Source organism: Streptomyces nogalater (genome assembly GCF_039532885.1).
Lineage (GTDB): Bacteria > Actinomycetota > Actinomycetes > Streptomycetales > Streptomycetaceae > Streptomyces > Streptomyces nogalater.
The window spans coordinates 1-20,097 of sequence record NZ_BAAASM010000033.1 but is presented as its reverse complement, the minus strand read 5'-3'; the positions used below and the strand labels follow the sequence as shown (position 1 = coordinate 20,097).

At 74.3% G+C, this 20,097-nt stretch carries 18 protein-coding genes and 1 pseudogene; 14 read left to right on the top strand and 5 right to left on the bottom strand.

Going from position 1 to position 20,097, the window contains the following annotated elements:
* The first annotated feature begins 146 nt into the window (after positions 1-146).
* From ABD350_RS22750 to ABD350_RS22735, 4 genes are all read left to right on the top strand, one after another.
* Positions 147-590, top strand: a complete 444-nt coding sequence (locus ABD350_RS22750; protein ID WP_344350101.1) for a DUF6643 family protein — start codon at positions 147-149, stop codon at positions 588-590.
* A 41-nt stretch (positions 591-631) separates the two neighbouring features.
* A complete protein-coding gene (locus tag ABD350_RS22745; RefSeq protein ID WP_344350100.1) occupies positions 632-1,492 on the top strand; it encodes an MOSC domain-containing protein in 861 nt (286 codons plus the stop codon).
* Between the two features lie 165 nt (positions 1,493-1,657).
* Positions 1,658-2,263, top strand: a complete 606-nt coding sequence (locus ABD350_RS22740) for an Rv1733c family protein (protein WP_344350099.1) — start codon at positions 1,658-1,660, stop codon at positions 2,261-2,263.
* Positions 2,264-2,487: 224 nt separating this feature from the next.
* The gene (locus tag ABD350_RS22735; RefSeq protein WP_344350098.1) at positions 2,488-4,923 is read left to right on the top strand and encodes a right-handed parallel beta-helix repeat-containing protein; all 2,436 of its coding nucleotides are present in this window, start codon (positions 2,488-2,490) and stop codon (positions 4,921-4,923) included.
* A gap of 28 nt (positions 4,924-4,951) precedes the next feature.
* Here the strand turns inward: ABD350_RS22735 and ABD350_RS22730 are convergent, their stop codons facing one another.
* Together ABD350_RS22730 and ABD350_RS22725 are read right to left on the bottom strand one after the other, a co-directional pair.
* The gene (locus ABD350_RS22730; protein ID WP_344350097.1) at positions 4,952-5,380 is read right to left on the bottom strand and encodes a nuclear transport factor 2 family protein; all 429 of its coding nucleotides are present in this window, start codon (positions 5,378-5,380) and stop codon (positions 4,952-4,954) included.
* Between the two features lie 111 nt (positions 5,381-5,491).
* Positions 5,492-8,101, bottom strand: a complete 2,610-nt coding sequence (locus tag ABD350_RS22725) for a hypothetical protein (protein WP_344350095.1) — start codon at positions 8,099-8,101, stop codon at positions 5,492-5,494.
* A 260-nt stretch (positions 8,102-8,361) separates the two neighbouring features.
* Here ABD350_RS22725 and ABD350_RS22720 point away from each other — a divergent pair, with 260 nt between their 5' ends.
* A complete protein-coding gene (locus ABD350_RS22720) occupies positions 8,362-9,216 on the top strand; it encodes a DeoR/GlpR family DNA-binding transcription regulator (RefSeq protein ID WP_344350094.1) in 855 nt (284 codons plus the stop codon).
* 99 nt (positions 9,217-9,315) lie between these two features.
* Complete coding sequence (locus tag ABD350_RS22715; protein WP_344350093.1) at positions 9,316-9,789, top strand: SRPBCC family protein; 474 nt, start codon at positions 9,316-9,318, stop codon at positions 9,787-9,789.
* A 183-nt stretch (positions 9,790-9,972) separates the two neighbouring features.
* On the opposite strand, the gene cds1 is transcribed toward ABD350_RS22715, so the two are convergent.
* A complete protein-coding gene (cds1, locus tag ABD350_RS22710) occupies positions 9,973-11,097 on the bottom strand; it encodes an L-cysteine desulfhydrase Cds1 (RefSeq protein ID WP_344350091.1) in 1,125 nt (374 codons plus the stop codon).
* A gap of 326 nt (positions 11,098-11,423) precedes the next feature.
* Here cds1 and ABD350_RS22705 point away from each other — a divergent pair, with 326 nt between their 5' ends.
* The 7 genes and pseudogenes from ABD350_RS22705 to ABD350_RS22675 all read left to right on the top strand — a co-directional run bounded on the left by ABD350_RS22705 (position 11,424) and on the right by ABD350_RS22675 (position 16,868).
* Entirely contained in the window at positions 11,424-11,747 is a 324-nt protein-coding gene (locus ABD350_RS22705) for a hypothetical protein (protein WP_344350090.1), read from the top strand.
* Positions 11,748-11,999: 252 nt separating this feature from the next.
* Positions 12,000-12,414, top strand: a pseudogene (locus tag ABD350_RS22700) (ATP-binding protein); the annotation flags it as partial.
* A gap of 818 nt (positions 12,415-13,232) precedes the next feature.
* The gene (locus ABD350_RS22695) at positions 13,233-13,814 is read left to right on the top strand and encodes a TetR/AcrR family transcriptional regulator (RefSeq protein ID WP_344350089.1); all 582 of its coding nucleotides are present in this window, start codon (positions 13,233-13,235) and stop codon (positions 13,812-13,814) included.
* A 49-nt stretch (positions 13,815-13,863) separates the two neighbouring features.
* Complete coding sequence (locus ABD350_RS22690) at positions 13,864-14,253, top strand: (R)-mandelonitrile lyase (protein WP_344350088.1); 390 nt, start codon at positions 13,864-13,866, stop codon at positions 14,251-14,253.
* A gap of 15 nt (positions 14,254-14,268) precedes the next feature.
* Positions 14,269-14,853 carry a DUF4865 family protein gene (locus ABD350_RS22685; RefSeq protein WP_344350087.1) on the top strand — a complete coding sequence of 195 codons (585 nt, stop codon included), beginning with the start codon at positions 14,269-14,271 and terminating at the stop codon, positions 14,851-14,853.
* A complete protein-coding gene (locus ABD350_RS22680) occupies positions 14,850-15,761 on the top strand; it encodes a phosphotriesterase family protein (RefSeq protein WP_344350086.1) in 912 nt (303 codons plus the stop codon). The genes ABD350_RS22685 and ABD350_RS22680 overlap by 4 nt, the downstream gene beginning before the upstream one ends.
* A 60-nt stretch (positions 15,762-15,821) precedes the next feature.
* On the top strand, positions 15,822-16,868 hold the full coding sequence (locus tag ABD350_RS22675) for a S66 family peptidase (protein WP_344350084.1): 1,047 nt from the start codon (positions 15,822-15,824) through the stop codon (positions 16,866-16,868).
* Positions 16,869-16,887: 19 nt separating this feature from the next.
* Here the strand turns inward: ABD350_RS22675 and ABD350_RS22670 are convergent, their stop codons facing one another.
* Together ABD350_RS22670 and ABD350_RS22665 are read right to left on the bottom strand one after the other, a co-directional pair.
* Positions 16,888-18,138, bottom strand: coding sequence for an ROK family protein (locus ABD350_RS22670; RefSeq protein WP_344350083.1), 1,251 nt, complete (start codon positions 18,136-18,138; stop codon positions 16,888-16,890).
* Between the two features lie 48 nt (positions 18,139-18,186).
* Entirely contained in the window at positions 18,187-18,837 is a 651-nt protein-coding gene (locus tag ABD350_RS22665; RefSeq protein WP_344350081.1) for an alpha-ketoglutarate-dependent dioxygenase AlkB family protein, read from the bottom strand.
* Positions 18,838-18,904: 67 nt separating this feature from the next.
* Between ABD350_RS22665 and ABD350_RS22660 the strand changes: the two genes are divergently transcribed.
* Positions 18,905-20,038 (top strand): methyltransferase, encoded by a 1,134-nt coding sequence (locus ABD350_RS22660; RefSeq protein WP_344350079.1) that lies wholly within the window; start codon positions 18,905-18,907, stop codon positions 20,036-20,038.
* Positions 20,039-20,097 lie beyond the last annotated feature (59 nt).

The following is a 20,097-nucleotide window of genomic DNA, read 5'->3' as shown; positions in this document are numbered from 1 at the left end:
CTCGGCCTTTACACGATCCAAACGTCGATTGGCGCCCCTTTTTGCCATGTTCGCTCGGGTTGGGGATGTCAGAGTCCTGACGACACGGAAAACAACCCTCTTATCGGTCTCCCCAACCAGCACATCGTGGGCTTAACTTATGTCCCATGACCTCCCCCCGCTCCACTTATGGTGGCGGCTACTACTCCGCCTCCTTCAAGGAGACCCCGATCTACGACTCGCTCGTCGCCGAGCGTGGCACTCCGCAGATCGCCCCGATCAGGGTCCCCGCCGCCTACGACACGGGCAGCAGCCTGCCCGCCCTGCCGTCGGCACTGCCCGCCCTCCCGGCGGCCCCGTCCGCGCAGCAGCCCCCGGCCTACGGCTATCCGCAGACGCCGCAGCCCGCCCCGCTGCAGCAGGCACCCACGGCGTACATCCCACAGCAGGCGAGCGCCCCGCGCGGCTATCCCGGCCCGCAGGCCCCGCAGCAGCAGCGGCCGGTGGCGGGGGGCAACGGGTACGAGGCGATGCGCCCGGCCGCGCCGCGCCCCGCGCAGGCTCCCTACCAGGATCCGTACAACAACCAGCAGCAGTACCGCGGTTACTGACGGCACCCCCGCCGTCGGTGCCGCCTGGCACGATGAACGGCATGGGAAACGCCGTAGTGCAGTCGATCCACGTCCATCCGGTCAAGGCGTTCCGGGGCGTTTCGCCCCGAACGGCCGTGGTGGAGCCCTGGGGCCTGGCCGGTGACCGGCGCTGGACGGTGATCGACGACGGGGGAACGGTCGTCACCCAGCGCGAGTCGCCGCGTCTCGCGCTGGCCGCCGCCGAGCCTCTGGCCGGCGGCGGCATTCGTCTGTCCGCGCCCGGCCGGCAGCCGCTGACGGTCGAGGTGCCGGAGCCCTCCGGGACCATCCCGGTGGACGTGTTCCGCACGAAGGTGGAGGCGGTCCCGGCCGCCGCGGCGGCGCACGCCTGGTGCAGCGCCTACCTGGGGACGAAGGTCCGCCTGGTCCACATGGACGATCCGGCCGTCCGCCGCCCGGTCGCCCCGCAGTACGCCCTGCCCGGCGAGACGGTGAGCTTCGCCGACGGCTTCCCCCTGCTGGTCACCACGGTGGCCTCGCTGGAGGCGCTGAACTCCCTGACAGCCGAAGGGCCGCACGCCCACGAGGGCCCGCTGCCCATGAACCGGTTCCGGCCCAACCTCGTCGTCGCCGGCACCGGGCCCTGGGACGAGGACGACTGGACCCGGATCGCCGTCGGCGACGTGGTCTTCCGGGTCGCCAGGCCGAGCGCGCGGTGCGTGGTGACCACCACCGACCAGGACACGGCCGCACGCGGCCGGGAGCCCCTGTACACGCTGGCACGCCACCGCAGGGCCGGCGGCAAGGTGCTGTTCGGGCTGAATCTCGTGCCCGTCACGCCCGGCACCGTCGGCGTCGGCGACCCGGTGCGCGTGCTGGAGCGCGCCTCGGACGGGGCCCGGACGGCGGAGGGACGATGATCGCCGGCCCGGGAACCGGGGCCGTGTGCCGGACGTTGAGGGGGCGTGAGAATCTCGTGAGAGACCGCGTACATCGGATGGCACGGCGCTGGTGACGCCGCCCTCGACCGGTCCGGGTCCGGGCGGGCACCGCCGCCGGGGTGGTGACGGACCGGAAGGGGGGACATGCGGGCACTCACCGGGCTGTGGCGCTGGCGGCACAATCCGCTGCGCCGCGCGACCGATCTGGCCGAGGCATGGGTGGCCCTCGTCGCGCTGCTGCTGATCGCCGTGGCCGCGCCCGTGACGGGCTGGCTGGCCGGGAGGACCGCCCAGGACTCGCTCCAGCGGTCGGCGCGGCAGCAGCAGCACGCGCGCCATCTCGTGACGGCCACCGTGGTACGGGAGTTGGGCGGCGCCCTGCCGGAGGCCGACCCCGAGTCGGCCTCCGCGCGCGAGAGCCACAGCCGGGTCCTGGCGTACTGGCGGGCACCGGACGGCACCCGGCGGCACGGCCCGGTCCTCGCGGCGCTGAGGTCCCCGCACCCAGGGGACCACTTCAGGCTGTGGACCGACCCGCGGGGCCGGATAACGACCCGCCCGCTGGACTCCGCCACGGCGACGGCGCACGCCACCCTCGCGGGGCTGGGGGCGGCCCTGCTGACCGCGGCCCTGGTCGAGACCGGCCGGCGGGTGACCGTATGGCGCCTGGTCCGGCGGCGGTACGCGCGCTGGGACCAGGCCTGGGACCGGGCCGGCCCGGACTGGGGCAAGGCGGACACCAACAGCTGACGGCCTGGAGGCTCTGGTCAACCGGGCGCACACGCACACGCTACGGTGGACCGGCCGAAGCGCCGCCGGCGACGCCCCGTGGGTGTGTGATCCCCGGGGTGGGGGGTTCCCGGGGGCGCGCACGCGCTCACGCCCGCGGGCCGGGCACGATCGCGGTCCGGCAGCGGCGGCGCCCCGACGGGCGGCGGGCCATCAGGACGACGAGGTGGGGGCACAGCAACGCCATGGCACAGGGCACGGTCCAGGTGACGCACAGCGGTACATCGCGGTGGCGGCGCCGCACGGGTGAGTACGCGTCGCTGGCCGCCGCCCTGGAGGCCGCCGCCGACGGCGACGTCCTCACCATCGCCCCCGGCACCTACCGGGAGAACCTCGTCGTGCACCGGGCGGTGACGCTGCGCGGGTCCGAGGGCTCGGCCGGTTCGGTGCGGATCGCGCCCGTGGACGGGGTGCCGCTGACCGTGCGGGCCTCGGCGGTGGTGCGGGACGTGCAGGTGGAGGGCCAGGACGCGGCGGTACCGGCGCTGCTGGTCGAGGAGGGCACCCCCGAGCTGGCGGACGTGCGGATCGTCACCCGGTCCGCCGTCGGCATCGAGGTGCGCGGCGGCGCCCGCCCGACCGTGCGCCGGTGCACCGTCGACAACCCGGCCGGTGTCGGCATCGCCGTACTCGACGCCGGCGGGGTGTTCGAGGACTGCGAGATCGTCGCGGCCGGACAGGCGGGCGTGGCCGTCCGCGGCGGCGCCCGGCCCCGGCTGGAGCGCTGCCGGGTGCACCACGCCTCCGGCACCGGGCTCACCGTGACCGGGGAGAACTCCGCGCTGGAGGCGGTGGGCTGCGAGGTGTACGAGGTGCGCGGCGCCGGCGTGCAGATCACCCAGCGGGCCACCGCGCACCTGACCGACTGCGAGGTGCACCGCACCACCGCCGACGGCATCACCCTGGACACCGACGCGGTGCTCACGCTCGCCGACTGCCGGCTGCACGACATCCCGGAGAACGCGGTCGACCTGCGGTCCCGTTCGGTGCTCACGCTGACCCGGACGACGGTGCGCCGGTTCGGGCGCAACGGCCTGTCGGTGTGGGACCCGGGCACCCGGGTGGACGCCAACCAGTGCGAGATCTTCGACAGCACCGGCGACTATCCGGCGGTGTGGGTGAGCGACGGGGCCACCGCGGTGCTCGACTCCTGCCGGGTGCACGACGTGCCGGACGCGCTGTTCGTCCTGGACCGCGGCTCCCGTGCGGACGTCGTCGACAGCGACCTGTCCCAGGTGCGCAACACGGCCGTGTCGGTGAGCGACGGGGCGATCGCGCAGCTGGACGACTGCCGGATCCGGGAGGCGGCCACCGGCGCCTGGTTCCGCGACCACGGCAGCGGCGGCACGCTGAACAATTGCACCGTGGAGGACATCCAGACCGGGGTGATCGTCACCAAGGGCGCCGATCCGGTCATCGAGCGCTGCACGGTCGGCTCCCCCGCCGAGGCGGGTTTCTACGTCTCCGCGGGCGGCCGGGGCTCCTTCCTGCACTGCCGGGTCACCGGCAGCGGGGGCTACGGCTTCCATGTCATCGACGGCTGCCGCACGACTCTGCGCAAGTGCCGTACGGAACGCTGCGCGCGCGGCGGGTACGAGTTCGCCGACGGCGGACCGGACGCGGCCCCGGGGACGGGGCCGGTCGTGGAGGACTGCACCAGCGACGAGAGCGCCGCTCCCGGGACGCCGGCGGTGCGCGAGCCGGCCGTGCAGACCGTGGCTCAGACCCCGGGCCTGCTGGGCGCCCTGCCCGGGCAGCGGGCGGCGGAGCAGGAGCCGCCCGCCCCCGCCGTGGAGCCGGCCGGGCCCCGGCGGACGTCGCAGGACGTGCTCGGCGAACTCGACGCACTGGTGGGCCTGGAGAGCGTCAAGCGCGAGGTGCGGGCGCTGACCGACATGATCGAGGTGGGCCGGCGCCGGCAGCGGGCGGGACTGAAGGCGGCCTCGGTCAAACGGCACCTGGTCTTCACGGGCTCCCCCGGCACCGGCAAGACGACGGTCGCCCGGCTGTACGGCGAGATCCTCGCCTCGCTGGGCGTGCTGGAGAAGGGCCATCTGGTGGAGGTGTCGCGGGTCGACCTGGTGGGCGAGCACATCGGCTCCACGGCGATCCGCACCCAGGAGGCCTTCGAACGGGCGCGTGGCGGCGTGCTGTTCATCGACGAGGCATACGCGCTGTCCCCGGAGGACGCCGGGCGGGACTTCGGCAAGGAGGCCATCGACACCCTGGTGAAGCTGATGGAGGACCACCGGGAGGAGGTGGTGGTGATCGTCGCCGGGTACACCGCGGAGATGGAGCGCTTCCTCTCCGTCAACCCGGGCGTGGCCTCCCGCTTCTCCCGGACCATCACCTTCGGCGACTACGGCCCCGAGGAACTGCTGCGGATCGTGCGGCAGCAGGCGGACGAGCACGAGTACCGGCTGGCACCGGGCGCGCCGGAGGCGCTGCTGACGTACTTCGCGGCGATCCCGAAGGGCCCGGCGTTCGGCAACGGCCGTACCGCCCGGCAGACGTTCGAGGCGATGGTGGAGCGTCACGCGAGCCGCGTGGCCCAGCTCCCCGACCCGACCACCGACGACCTGACCCTGCTGTACGCGGAGGACCTGCCCGAACTGCCGTGAGCGGCCGCGGGGGTGGCGCCCCCAGGGGCTACAGGTGGTCCCCCCAGCCGGGCTGGATCATGGTCTGGAAGGCCCACCTCCCGTCCCGCTTGAGCAGGATGTCGGCGTACCTCAGGCGCTGGGAGCGGCCGTCGGCGGTCATGGTGGAGTCGGTGAAGACGACGGCCATCGAGGAGGACAGGAACACCGGGGTGCGGGTGGACTCGAAGGTGATGTCCTGGTCTCCGTCGCCCATCACCTGGGTCATGGTGGCGAGGAACCGGTCCCGGTCCCACTGCGCCGACCGGCCGTCGCCCGCGGAGTCGTCGCTGACGAGGTTCAGCGGGAACACGGCCATGTCCGCCATGCGCCTCACGTCGCGCCGGCCGCTCGCCGCGTCGTACTCCGCGAACCACGCGTCCAGGCTCGCACGGTCCTCGGGGGTCGGGGTGTATCCGGTGTCGGGCAGGAAGGTCATGCGGGCTCCTTCGGTGAGGGAGGAACGATCTACTAATCAAGTTTGACTAGTCGAGTGACAGGGAGCGTATACCGATCCGGGGACGTGATCAAACTTGATTAGTGGGGATGGTCAGGAAGAATCCGAGCGGGCCGGGTCCGGGCGCTGGGCCGGCAGGCCGGGCAGGAGGCGGGTCAGAAGGCGGGCTCGTTCGCGGGTGAAGGCGGGGTCCGACGGGTAGTCGGAGTGGCCGAGGATCGGGGCCGGGAGCGGGTGGTCGGGGGTGCGGCCGTAGGCGGCGGGGTCCGGCAGCGGCTCGTGGTCGACTTCCGGGGCGGTGCCGGCCGGGACCCGGACCGGGCCGCCGATGGGGTCGGTGCGACGGTAGAGGTTGCGCCAGCAGCAGATGTCGCGGTGCAGGGCGGCGAGGGCCGGCGGGCCGAAGTGGGCCGGGAACCAGCGGCCGTACAGGCGCCCCAGCGGGGAGCCGTAGGTGAGCAGGGCAACGCGGGCGCGGACCGACGGCGGGAGCTGCCAGGCCGCCGCGGCGGCGAGCACGCTGCCCTGGGAGTGCCCGGACAGCACCAGCCGGCCGCCGGTGCGCCGGGTCCAGGTGACCATGCGCCAGGTCAGGTCCGGCACGGCGCGCTCGGCGTAGCAGGGCGGCGCGAAGGGGTGGGCGGCGCGCGGCCAGAACGTGCCGACGTCCCAGAGGATGCCGATGGTGCGCCGGGCCGCGGCGTCCTTGTACGCGCGCCTGCCCCAGGTCACGAAGAGCACGAAGCCGACGCCGGCCAGCCAGGAGCCCAGCGCCTGGGAGGTCTCGGCGACGGCCTGGACGAGGTGCGGGGTGCGGTGGGCCGCCCCGTCGGGTGTCTTCCCGGTGGCCGCGGCACCGGCCAGCGCCACCGCGCCCAGCAGCAGGGTGGTGGCGGTGAGAACGGCGACGACGAGCGGGACGCTGTCGGTCAGGGTGGCCATGGCGCGGGCGTGCGCGATGGCGCGGGTGCGGGACGGATCCTCCGGCTCGCCGGGGTGCTCCTGGCGCACGCGGGCGCGTTCGGCGCGGGCGAGCCTCGCGGTGCGCACCGCGAGGGCGGCGGCCAGGAGCAGCAGCACCACGATGAGCGGCGGGATGACGGAGGCCTGCCAGGTCAGCAGGGTGGGCGGTCCGGCGAGCAGGGCGCGGGTGCCGTCCAGCCAGTCGGCGACGCGCTGGGCGACCCCGCCGGAGATCACTCCTCCCAGCGCGCAGGCGAGCAGGGCGACGGCGGGCCCGCCGAGGCCCCGCATCCCGGTGCTCGGGTCGGGGCGGCGCCGGTACAGCAGCCGGGCCACGACCGCGAGGGCGACGACGACGAGGCCCTGGGCCAGCATGAGGACGCCGAAGGCCGGATCGCCGGGCAGCCGCCCGGCGGACTGCCAGCCGGGCCGGGACCACCCGGTGTACAGCAGGGCGAGCAGGAGCAGCGCGAGCGCGCCGAGCTTCAGGCAGCGGACCAGGTGACGGTCCAGACGCCGGTCGAGACGGCGCTCGCTGCGGCCCCGGCGGCAGACCACCCAGACCACCGCGACCGCGCCGGCGGCCAGGGCCGCGAGCAGGGCCCAGCCGAGGGCGTCCAGGACCGCGGGGCCGCCGGGCCGGCGGTCGAAGCGGGTGGCCGGGATGGTGACGGCCGCGGCCACCGTGAGCAGACCGGCGGCGGTGTGCGCCGCGCGCAGCCGGGAGACCAGCCGGCGCCCGTACCAGAAGCCGGGCCGGGCCAGCGCGCTGCCGCGCGGGTCCGGCCGGGCGTCGGCGTCCGACCCGGCATCGGCTTCGGCGCCGGCGCCCCGCTCGACGGCACCGGCATCGGCGTCCCGCTCGGTGGCGTCGGCGCCCGGGGACAACGGCCGGTGGGACTCGTAGGCGTTCCAGGTGCGGTGCGAGAGGTACCAGAGCAGACCGGTCAGCGCGGTCGGCAGTACGGCGGCCAGGGCCAGCCTGCGGCCGGGCGCGCTCCACCATCCGCCGGCCCCGGCGGGCGCCCCGGGGGCCGCGGGTGCCAGGAAGCCCAGCCAGGAGTGGCGGCGTACGCACGCGGGGGCACTCGCGCACTGCCAGGCCACCAGGTCCAGGGCGACCTCGCAGACGGCGGCGACCAGCAGCACGGTCAGGGTGAGGGCGGTCAGCCGTACCAGCAGGCCGTAGAGCCGCACGGTGCGCGGCCGGTCGGGTGCGGCGGGGCGCATCCAGTGGGCGAGGTTGACGACCATGAACGGCAGCAGCAACAGCCACAGGGCGCGACTGCCGTCACCGGAGGTGAGGTTGCACCAGACGTACGCCTCCCGGACCGGCCCGCCGCGCGGCTCCCGCCCGGCGGCGGGTCCGGCGGCGCGGGCGTCCCCGGTGTCCTCGTTGCGCCCGGTGTCCTCGACGTCCTCGGCGCGCCGGAAGACGGCGGCCGTGTCGTCGCCGGAGACCCGGACCGTGCGCGGATCGCCGAGCATCTTCTCGGGTGTGGTGCCGCCGACCCCGTGCACCAGCAGTTCGAGGTCGGTCCAGGGCTCCGCCGGCCGCCCGGCCGGCCAACCGGCCGCGCGGTCCTCGTAGTCTCCCAAGGGGGGATTCCCTGCGGGGGAAGCCCCTGAGGGCGGCTCCGGGGGCGGCCCCCCTGGGGCCCGGTCGTCGTCCCGGTCCGGTGCCGGGCTCCCGTAGCGTTCTGCGGCCTGCTCCACGGCCCGGTCCCGCGCGCGTTCCATCGTTTCGCACATCCCCCGTGACGCCCTGACGTCTGTGTCGTGCGCGCTCCAGGATGGCCGCTTCGACCGCCGTGTACACCTCTCGTCACGGAATCTCCCCGAACCGGGTCACGCCGGACGCCCCGGGAGGTGGTGGCGCGAGCGGAGCCGCCCCGTGAAAAGATGGGACGCCCGCGCACTGCCCGAACGGACGGAAGTCCAGGTCGCAGCCGGTGCGCCGGGCGTGTCGGACGGTTGGCGGCGAAAGGACCGGAGCGTACGTGAGCGAGAATCAGAACCTCCTCGCGGAGCAGCGCCGCGCCCTGATCCTGGACGAGGTCCGGCGCCGCGGCGGGGTGCGGGTCAACGAGCTGACCCGCAAGCTCGGCGTCTCCGACATGACCGTGCGCCGCGACCTGGACGCGCTCGCCCGCCAGGGCATGCTGGAGAAGGTGCACGGCGGCGCGGTGCCGGTGGTCGAGGCCAGCACGCACGAGCCGGGGTTCGAGGCCAAGTCCGGGCTGGAGCCGACCGCCAAGGAGGACATCGCGCGCGCCGCGGCCCGGCTGGTCGGCCCGGGGGCGGCGATCGCCCTGTCCGGCGGTACGACGACCTACGCGCTCGCCCGGCAACTGCTGGAGGTGCCCGACCTGACCGTGGTGACGAACTCGGTGCGGGTCGCGGACGTCTTCCACGTCGCACAGCGCACCTCGGGGCAGCGGCAGGGGTCGGCCACGGTGGTACTGACCGGCGGGGTGCGCACGCCGTCGGACTCGCTGGTGGGACCGGTGGCCGATCAGGCGATCGCCGCGCTCCACTTCGATCTGCTCTTCCTCGGCGTGCACGGCATATCGGTGGAGGCGGGTCTGTCCACGCCGAACCTCGCGGAGGCCGAGACCAACCGGCGTCTGGTGCACTCCGCGCGCCGGGTCGTGGTGGTCGCCGACCACACCAAGTGGGGCACGGTGGGCCTGAGTTCCTTCGCCACGCTGGACCAGGTGGACACACTGGTGACCGACGCGGGCCTGCCCGCCGAGGCGCGCGCGGAGATCTCCGAGCATCTGCGGGTGATCGTGGCGGGCGAACCGGAGGAAGAGGCCGGGGAGATCCGAGGGGACATCTCAGGGGAAATCTGAGGGTCCTGCGTGACAGTCCCCCTTCGAAGGGCCTTCGGCTATGGTGGCCTGCCCTGGCCGGTCGCCCGCCCCAGGGGGCGGGACAAGGGGGTTCGCGCCATGGCTCGTCGTCTGCGCCCGGTGGACATCGACTTCGTCGGCACCGCACCCGTACGTCTGGTCTTCGTCCGCGAGGTCTCCGCCCCTCCGGAACGGGTCTTCCACGCGCTCGCCACGGACGTGTCCGGCTGGCCTCGGTGGTTCTCGGCGGTGACGTTCGCCCGGGCCACCGACGGCGGCGCCGGGCGGGAGATCCGGCTCAGAGGCGGGGCGCGGTTCGAGGAGACGGTGCTCGTGGCGCGGGAACCGGAGGCGTACGCCTACCGCGTCGATGTCACCAACGCGCCGGGCGTCCGGGCCCTGGCCGAGGAATGGCGGCTGACTCCCCGTGGCAGCGGTACCCGTGTGCGGTGGACTGTCGCCGTCGACGGGCCCGCGCCGCTCCGGTTCCTCCTCGGGCCGGCCCGGCCGGGGCTGGGACTGGCCTTCCGGAACGCGGTGAGATCCCTGGACCGACAACTGGCGACACGCTGACCCGCCCCAGCCGCCAGCCGACGCCAGGCTGACACACGCCGGACCGGCAGCCGACGCCAGGCTGACGCACACCGGACCGGCAGCCGACGCCAGGTCGACGTGCACACCGGACGATCAGCCGTCAGCCCGCCGGCCCACATCGACCGCCACGCCCCGCCGTCGGTCCGGCCGCATCTCCGCCCCTCAGTCCGGCCACACCCCCGTCGCCAGGAACGAGCCGATCGCCGCCGAATAAGGGGCGATGTCCAGTCCCTGGGCCGCGAGCCACGCGTCGGAGTAGTACTTGTCGAGGTACCGGTCCCCCGGATCGCACAGCAGGGTGACGACACTGCCGGTACGGTCCTCGGCCACCATCTCGGCGACGATCTTCAGCGCGCTCCACAGCCCGGTGCCCGTGGAGCCGCCCGCCTTGCGGCCGATGGCGCCCTCCAGCGCCCGCACGGCGGCGACGCTCGCCGCGTCCGGGACCTTCATCATCCGGTCGATCGCGCCGGGCACGAAGCTGGGCTCCACGCGGGGCCGGCCGATGCCCTCGATCCGGGAACCGCAGTCGCAGGTGACGTCCGGATCGCCGGTGGTCCAGCCCTCGAAGAAACAGGAGTTGTCCGGGTCGGCGACACAGATCCGGGTGTCGTACTGCATGTAGTGGACGTAGCGGGCGAGGGTCGCGGAGGTGCCGCCGGTGCCCGCCGTGGCCACGATCCAGGCCGGCTCCGGGAACCGCTCCAGGCGCAGCTGGCGGAAGATGGACTCCGCGATGTTGTTGTTGCCGCGCCAGTCCGTGGCCCGCTCGGCGTAGGTGAACTGGTCCATGTAGTGGCCGCCGGTCTCCGCCGCCAGGCGGGCGGACTCCTCGTACATCTTCCGGGAGTCGTCCACGAAGTGGCACCGCCCGCCGTGGAACTCGATGAGCCGGCACTTCTCGGCGCTGGTCGTGCGTGGCATGACGGCGATGAAGGGCACGCCGATCAGCTTCGCGAAGTAGGCCTCCGAGACCGCCGTGGAGCCGCTGGACGCCTCGATCACCGGGCGGCCCGGGCGGATCCAGCCGTTGCACAGGCCGTAGAGGAACAGCGAGCGGGCCAGCCGGTGCTTGAGGCTGCCGGTGGGGTGGGTGGACTCGTCCTTCAGGTACAGGTCGATACCCCACCGCTCGGGCAGCGGGAAGCGCAGCAGGTGCGTGTCCGCCGAGCGGTTGGCGTCGGCCTGCACCTTGCGGACGGCTTCCTTGAGCCAGTCGCGGTAGGCGGGGTCGCTGCGGTCGACGTCGAGGGTGACACCGGTTCCGGTCCGGGGCGGGATGCTCACGGCGGGGCTCCTTGCACTCGTCGCCGGCGGCGCGTCGCGCGGGCCGGCAGATCGAGCATAGGTAGCTTTCGCACGCCTTCCCACCTGGATAAACGCATCTTTGGGCCACCCAAAGACGGGCTGGGGCACAGGCGTGCGAACCACCCGCCACGCAGGGACGCGCGTGCTCCGGGTGACTCTTCCACGCGCCCCCGCGCGTACTGGTGCTCCTCGCTCCACCGAGGCAGACTGCACGCGACGGGACGGTCCGTCCCGGACGGGGGCGCACAGGAACCGACGGACCAGGGAAACCACGCAACCAAGGACAGAGCGCGAGGGGGGCCGACATGACCGAGCCGGAGTTCAGGGCCACAGGCGTGCGGATCGGCAAGGGGCTGCGCTCGCTCACCCGGGCCGGACAGGTCCGGATCAGCGACGGCCGGCTCCAGTTGCTCACCAGCTACGGCAGCGAGATAGACAGCGCGCCGGTACGGGCGGTGCGCGCCTCCAAGCCGTGGTTCGTCCCGGACGACCGGGCACTGGCCGACCTCAACGGCACGCGCTATCTGCTGACGCTGGGCGAGCGCGACCCGGCGCCGGGCCGGCCGGGGCCCCCCGCCGCCCGGCGGTTCATCGAGGCGGCCCGCCGGGCGGCGGGGGGCGACGGCTGAGCGGACCGGGACGCGGCGGCCGGGCCGGCCGGACCGCGCGCCGTGCCCCGGCGCGCGGTCGCGGCGAGTTGCGGGAGCGCATGCGCTGCGTCACGCTGGTCTCACGTCACTCTGGGTTTACCGGCGACAACGCTGCGAACCAGCCCGCCGGCCACGACAGCAGGCGGACGTTTGGACGCAAGCACCCTGCTGGATCCGTTGTTCTCCGTGTTCTTCCGGTTCCTCCGGACCTCACATCGGGGAGTCGCAGCCGTGATCAGTCACCCAAGCAGGCACTGCACGGTGGAGCTCCAAGCCCTGCCGTCGCGGATCGGCCAGGTCCGCAGAATCGTATCTGCGCAGTTGCGTTACTGGCATCTCGACCCGTTGATCGACCGAGCCGCGCTCGGTGTGACGGAGCTGCTGAGCAACGTCCACCGGCACGCCAGGCCCGACAAGTCGTGCACCGTGGAACTGGAGTTGCTGCCGGACCGGCTCACGGTCTCGGTCCGCGACCATGATCCGCGCCTTCCGGTACCGGCCGACGTCACGGACCCGGCGGACGCCGCCCCGCTGGCCACCTGCGGGCGGGGGCTGGCGATGGTGGCCGCGGTGAGCGAGAGCTGGGGCGCGCGGCCGGACGGGGAGAACGGCAAGGTCGTGTGGTTCACGCTGCCGGCCTCGGCGGCGGCCCACAGCCATCCGGCGCGGTCGCCCCAGGGCACGTCCCGGCCGGCACCGGCACCGGCGCCCGCCACGGCGACGGTCGCGGCCGGGGTCTCCGCTCCGCCGGGGGCCGGAGTGCCGACAAAGACCGGCGTGCCGACGGGAGGCGGTCCCGCCGTCCCGGTGACGGCGGTGGCGGCCGGGTCCGCGACCACGAGGAAGGCGGTGGCGGCGAACAGGGCCGAGACCGCGGTGGCGGCGGTGGCCGCCCATGCTCCCGTGGCCGCCGGGGCGACGACGGGAGGCGCGGTGACCGTCGGCGGTGCGGCGCCGGACTGAGTCGCCGATCGCGGCGGACGATGACGCACGCGGTGGGAGCGCCCGGAACCGAGGCCGGGGCGCTCCCACCGCGCTCGTCGGACCCGTGGACCACCGGCTCGACCGGGTCTGCCGCGCCGGGGCGGACCCGATCACGCGTCCGGTCACGCGTCCGGTCGGCCCCGCCCTCCGCGCCATTGCGGCCGAAGCGCTCCTTCAGAACGCACAGCCGGCGCCCGTACCTCGCCCTCGTCGATCTCGCCGGGGGCCGAAGCGGCGGCCGAGGACCACGAACGGCGAGTCACCCGCCGGGCGTTCCGGGTGCGCGGGCCCGGCGTTCCGGGTGCGCGGGCCGCCGCCACCCCCGCGCCACGCGGTGTGACGGGCCGGGGCCGCCGCCCGGTCGCGCGGTCGCCCGGTCTTCCTGCGGTCGAAGACGCTGGGCATCTCGCCCGCGGAGGTAGTACGCCACTCCCGGAGCCTGACTGGCGCACTGTAACTACTAGTATGTAAAGTGCTCGTATGAGCACCTCGGAACGACTGATCGAGTCCACCCGCGAGCTGCTGTGGGAGCGCGGGTACGTGGGCACCAGCCCCAAGGCGATCCTGGAGCGCTCGGGAGCCGGCCAGGGCAGCATGTACCACCACTTCAAGGGCAAGCCGGATCTCGCCCTGGCCGCGATCCGGCGTACCGCCGCCGAACTGCGGGCCACCGCCGAGGCCGTGCTCGGCGGGCCGGGCACGCCGTACGAACGCATCGAGGCCTATCTGCTGCGCGAGCGCGATGTGCTGCGGGGCTGCCCGGTCGGCCGGCTGACCATGGATCCGGATGTGATCGCGAGCGACGAACTGCGCGCACCGGTGGACGAGACGATCGCCGCGATCCGGGACCGGATCGCCGAGATCGTCGAAGAGGGCAAGCGGCAGGGGCAGTTCGCGCCGGAGCTGGACGGCGCGGAGATCGGCGCGGCCGTGCTCGCGACCGTGCAGGGCGGCTATGTGCTCGCCCGCGCCTCCGGCTCCCCGGCCGCCTTCGACGCCGGCGTCCGCGGTCTGCTCGCACTGCTCGCGCCCCGAACTCCCGAAACCTCCGACACCCCCTGAACCCCTGAGCCCCTGACCCCCGAACTCCCCGGCAGGAGAACCGAGTCACATGCACATCACCAGACGCCGGCCCGACACCCGGCAGGGCCCGGCGGACAACTTCACCGGCACGGTCTGGCTGGACGAGACAGCCGCCCCCGCCGCCCCGTCCCGGCTGCGCGTGTTCAGCGTCCATTTCGCGCCGGGCGCGCACACGGCGTGGCACACACATCCGCACGGGCAGGTGCTGCACGTCCTGGAGGGCGAGGGCCTGGTGGGGCGCGAGGGCGGCGAGGTGGAGGAGATCCGCGCGGGCGACACGGTGTGGATCGAGCCGGGCGAGCGGCACTGGCACGGCGCCGGGCCCCGCACCTTCATGACCCACCTCGCGATCGTGGAGGCGGCCGAGGACGGCACGACGGCCGAGTGGCACGCGCATGTGTCCGACTACCCCGCCTGAGAAGGGACGTACGAAGTGCACGCGCTGCAGTACGAGTTCACCCTGCCCGCCGACTACGACACGGGGCTCGTCCGCGCCCGGGTCGCCCGCGTCGGGCATGTGCTGGACGACTGGGACGGCCTGGGCGTCAAGGCGTATGTGATGCGCGAGCGCGGGGTGAACGGCTCGTCGGTGAACCAGTACGGGCCGTTCTACCTGTGGCACACCATGGAGGGCATGAACAGGTTCCTGTGGGACGGGGCCTTCCAGGGGCCGGTCGACGACTTCGGCCGGCCGGTGGTCCGGCAGTGGACGGGGCTGGCCTTCGAGGAGGGCACCGCGTCCGCGTCCGCGCCGGGGTACGCCGTGCGGCGACGCCAACCGGTCCCCGAGGGCGTGGAGTTGGCGTCGTTCATGGCGGACGCGGTGGCCGAGACGGGGAGGCTGGCGGCGGCGGACGGGGCGGTGCTCGCGGCGGCGGCCGTGGACACGCGGGCCTGGGAAGTCGTGCACTTCTCCCTCTGGGAGCACGACGGCCCCAAGGCCGACGGGGACCTCTTCGAGGTGCTGCACCTGTCCGCGCCCGGCCGGGACCGGCTCCCGCGTGGACGGCAGTGGTGAGGCTCGTCCGTACGGTCCTCGGTGACATCCGCCCCGACGAACTCGGCGTGTGCGACGCGCACGACCATCTCTTCCTGCGCAGCCGACGGTTGCCGGGGCAGGAACTGGACGACGTGTCCGCCGCGCGGGCCGAGCTGGCGGCGTTCCGCGCGGCGGGCGGGGCGGCCGTAGCGCAGTGGACGCCGTACGGCATGGGGCGGCGGGCGGCGGACCTGCCGGCGCTGTCCCGGGCGACCGGGGTGCGGATCGTCTGCGCCACCGGACTGCACCAGGCCGCGCACTACGACCCGGAGGTGCTCGACGGGCTGGACGGGGACCGGCTGGCCGGGCTGTTCGTGACGGAGCTGACCGAGGGCATCGGGACGACCGGGGTGCGGGCCGGCCTGATCAAGGTGGCGGGCGGTTTCCACGGGCTCGACGCGCACGCCCGCCGGACCATGACGGCGGCGGCCGAGGCGCACCACGCCACCGGCGCGCCCCTCGCCGTGCACCTGGAGCTGGGCACCGGCGCACTGGACGTACTGGACCTGCTGTGCGGCGATTTGGGGGTACCCGGCGAGCGGGTGATCCTCGGGCATCTGAACCGCTTCCCCGACCCGGTGACACACCGGGAGGCCGCCGCGGCGGGCTGCTGGCTGGCCTTCGACGGGCCCTCCCGCGCCCACCACGCCACCGACTGGCGGATGCCGGAGGCGGTACGGGCCCTGGCCGAGGCGGGGTTCGGGGACCGGCTGCTGCTCGGCGGGGACACGGTGACCGCCGGGGCGCGCTCGGTCGACGGCGGGCCCGGGATGCCGTACCTGCTGCGCCGGGTGCGGCGGCGGCTGGCGGCGGCGGTGGGCGCGGAACTGGTGGAGCGCATGCTCGGGGAGCACCCGGGGCGGGCGTTCGGGGCCGACTGGAAGTGAGCGTCCCGGGCAGGGAAATACGGGTGATCAAGGTCCGGACCGGCCCCTAGCCTGACCGGCATGACCACACCCGTGTACCCGCCCAAGCCCGTGCCCGGCGACCGGATGGCGATCCTCTCGCCCGGAGCCGGTCTGCCGGGGATCCTGCCGCTTCCGTACGAGCTGGGGCTGAGACGGCTGCGGGAGGACTTCGGCCTGGAACCGGTGGAGTACCCCACCACCCGCACCATGGGCGCCGGCCCGCGCGAGCGCGCCACCGACATCCACGCCGCGTTCGCCGATCCGACGGTCAAGGCGGTCATGGCCAGCATCGGCGGCGACGACCAGATCACCGTGCTGCCCCACCTGGACCGTGAGCTGATCCGCGCCCACCCCAAGCCGTTCTTCGGCTTCAGCGACAACACCAATCTGCTGCTGTTCCTGCGCAACCTGGGCATCGTCGGCTACCACGGTGCCTGTGTGATGACCGAGCTGGGCCGCCCGTACGCGCTGCACCCGATGACCGCCGACTCGCTGCGCGCGGCCCTGTTCACCCCGGGCCCGTACGAACTGCGTCCGGCCGGGCGCTACCGCGACACCGACCGCGACTGGGCCGACCCGGCCACGTTCGACGCCGAACCCGGCTCCGAGCCGGCCGGCGGCTGGATCTGGCACCGGCCCGAGCGGCTCGTCGAGGGGCGCGCCTGGGGCGGCAACCTGGAGATCCTGTCGTGGCTGCTGATGGCCGACCGAGAGATCGCACGCGACCCGGCAGCCTACGACGGCGACGTGCTGTTCCTGGAGACCTCGGAGGAGTTGCCGAGCGCCGCCGAGGTCTTCCGGATCCTGCGCAACATGGGCGAACGCGGCCTGCTGGAGCGTTTCCCCGCGTTGCTGATGGCCCGCGCCAAGGCGTGGTCCTTCGAACGGCCGAACGACGCGGACGCCAGGCGGCGCTACGCCGCCGAGCAGCGTGAGGCGGTGCTCCGCGCCCTGGAGGTATATGCCCCGCACACCATGGCGGTCTTCGATGTGGACTTCGGACACACCGATCCGCAGCTGGTGATCCCCTACGGCGGTCAGGTCCGTGTGGACGGCCCGGCGCGCCGGATCACGGTGACGTACTGAGGGTCCGGCCCGCCCGGGGTCAGCCCGCGGTCCCGGCCAGTGCCGTCAGCGGGTCGTCCAGGACGGGCTGCCAGGCCAGTTCCCCGGCACCGACCAGGCTGCTGTGGTCCAGGGTGCACGGCAGGATGGGGACGCCGCCGCTCTGGCCCCACAGGCTGCGGTCCGCGACCACCGCGCGCAGCCGGCCCGGGTCGGCCGCCAGCAGGGTGCGGTGCAGGCCGCCGAGGACGATGCGGTCCGGGTTCAGGATGTTGACCAGACCGGCCAGGCCGAGGCCGAGGCGGTCGATGAGGGTTTCGGCCGCCCTGCGGACGGCCGGGTCGTCGTACCGGGTGCGCAGCAGGTCGTCGGCCTGCCGCAGCAGCGACAGCTCGGGGCCGGGCTCGCGGCCGGCCTCCACCAGCAGGGCCAGCGGATCCGCCTCCACGTCCAGGCAGCCGCGGCCGCCGCAGTGGCAGGGGCGGCCCTCCGGGTTGACGGTGAGATGGCCGACCTCCAGCGCGAGGCCCGAACTGCCGGTGTGCAGCCGGCCGTCCAGGACGAGCGCGCCGCCGACCCCGCGGTGCCCGGTGGCCACGCACAACAGGTCCCGCGCGCCCCGCCCGGCACCGTGCCGGTGCTCGGCGAGCGCGACCAGGTTGACGTCGTTGCCCGTGAAAGCGGGCCCGTCGATGCCGGCGGCGCGCACGCACTCCGCGAAGATCCGGCGGACCGGCGCGCCGACGGGCCAGGCCAGGTGCAGCGGGTTGAGGGCCAGGCCGTCGGGTTCGGCGACGGCGGACGGCACGGCGAGTCCGGCGCCGACACAGCGCCGGCCGGTCGTGCGCAGCAGCTCCGCGCCCGCCTCCACGACGCTGGCGAGCACCTTGGCCGGGTCGGCGTCGACGGTCTCGCAGCCGGGCGCGGTCGCCACGATCCGCCCGCCGAGTCCGACCAGCGCGGCCCGGAAGCCGTCGGCGTGGATCTGCGCCGCGAGGGCCACCGGTCCGTCCTCGGCGACCTCCAGCCGGTGCGAGGGACGGCCCTGGGAGCCGGCCGCGGAGCCGGGCCGGGCGTCCACCCGGATCAGGCCGAGCGCCTCCAGCTCGGCGGCCACCGCGCCGGCCGTCGCCCGGGTGACGCCGAGTTCGGCGGTGAGCACGGCCCGGGTCGGCGCCCGCCCGGTGTGCACCAGCTCCAGCGCGGGTCCGAGCGCACCGCGCCCCCGGTCCAGCCGCGCCCTCGTGGTGGTCCTCTCCCCCGCCGCCCGGGGATCCGCCTTGCCGTTCATGAGGGCGAGTCTCCCATGATCCGTGCCCGGGGTGTCCGGTGCCGCCGGCTACCGGCCGCTCACCCGCAGGGTGATGTTCAGCCGCCCGGCGAGGCCCAGCCAGTCCGGGGCGGTGCCCGGGCGCACGCGCGGCACGCCGTGGTAGGCGAGCCGGGAGGGGCCGCCGAAGACGAACAGGTCGCCGCCGCGCAGCTCCACATCGGTGTACGGCCTGCCGCGCGTGACGGTGTTGCCGAAGCGGAACACGCAGGTGTCGCCGATGCTGAGGGAGACCACCGGCGCGTCCGCCCGCTCGTCGGCGTCGCGGTGCATGCCCATGCGGGCGTCGGCGTCGTAGAAGTTGATCAGCGCGATGTCGTACGGCGCGGCCGGCACGGCGTCCGGGCCGAGCGCGTCGGTGACCGCGCGGCGGGCCAGCTCGCCGAGCCGGTCCGGGAAGGGTTTGACGGGGGCACCGTCGCCGTCGACGGCGGTGCGGCTGTAGGCGTACGGGTACCAGTGCCAGCCCAGGCAGACCTGGCGGGCGGTCATCGTGCCGCCGCCCGGGGTGCGGACCGTGCGCAGCCCGGCGGGGGGCCGGGCCCAGTCCCGGCAGGCGGCGAGCAGGGCGCGCTGCCGCGCGGCATCCAGCCAGTCCGGGACGTGCACGGCGCCCGGCGCGACCCGTGCGCGCTCCCTCCCGAAGAGCTCGTCCTCCATGCCCCCATCCTGCCCCACCGGCTCTGAGCTGCGGCTCGGCTAGCCTGGACGCACGATGAGCGACCGTATGACGACACCGTGGGGCGAGGTCGAGCTGACCCGCTTCCCCGAGGATCCGCGCGACCGGCTGCGTGCCTGGGACGCCTCCGACGCGTACCTGCTGCGCCATCTCGCCGAGGAGGGAGTGCCGCTCACCGGCACGGTCGTGGTGCTCGGGGACCGCTGGGGCGCGCTGGTCACCGCGCTGGCCGGGCACCGGCCGACGCAGATCACCGACTCCTTCCTCGGCCAGGAGGCGACCCGGGCCAACCTGGCGCGGGCCGGTGTGGAGCCGGGCGCCGTAAGGCTGCTCACCACGCAGGACCCGCCGCCGGAGCGGGTGGACGTGCTGCTGGTGCGGGTGCCCAAGAGCCTTGCGCTGCTGGAGGACCAGTTGCTGCGGCTGGCGCCCGCCGTGCACGCGGGCACGGTCGTGATCGGCACCGGCATGGTGAAGGAGATCCACACCTCGACGCTCCGGCTGTTCGAGCGGATCCTCGGGCCGACCCGGACCTCGCTGGCCCGGCAGAAGGCCCGGCTGATCTTCTGCACCCCCGACCCGGCGCTGGAGCGGCCCGCGAATCCGTGGCCGTACGGTTACACCCTGCCGGACGGTGTCGGCGCGGTGTCGGGGCGCCCGGTGGTCAACCACGCGGGCGTCTTCTGCGCCGACCGGCTGGACATCGGCACCCGCTTCTTCCTGCGGCACCTGCCCGCTCCCGGCGCGGGGCGCGTGGTGGACCTCGGCTGCGGCAACGGCGTGGTGGGTACGGCGGTGGCGCTGGCCGATCCGGCGGCCGAGGTGCTGTTCGTGGACGAGTCCTTCCAGGCGGTGGCCTCGGCGGAGGCGACGTACAAGGCGAACGGGGTGCCGGGGCACGCCGAGTTCCGGGTCGGGGACGGGCTGACCGGGGTCGCCTCCGGCAGCGTGGACCTGGTGCTGAACAACCCGCCGTTCCACTCCCACCAGGCGACCACGGACCAGACCGCCTGGCGGATGTTCACCGGGGCGAAACGCGCGCTGCGGCCGGGCGGTGAGCTGTGGGTGATCGGCAACCGGCACCTCGGCTATCACCTGAAGCTGAGGCGGCTGTTCGGCAACAGCGAGACGGTGGCGTCGGATCCGAAGTTCGTGGTGCTGCGGGCGGTGAAGAAGGACTAGGCCGTTTCCTTCGGATCACCTCGCCGACCAGATGAAGATGGCGGCGAGGTGGAGTCCGG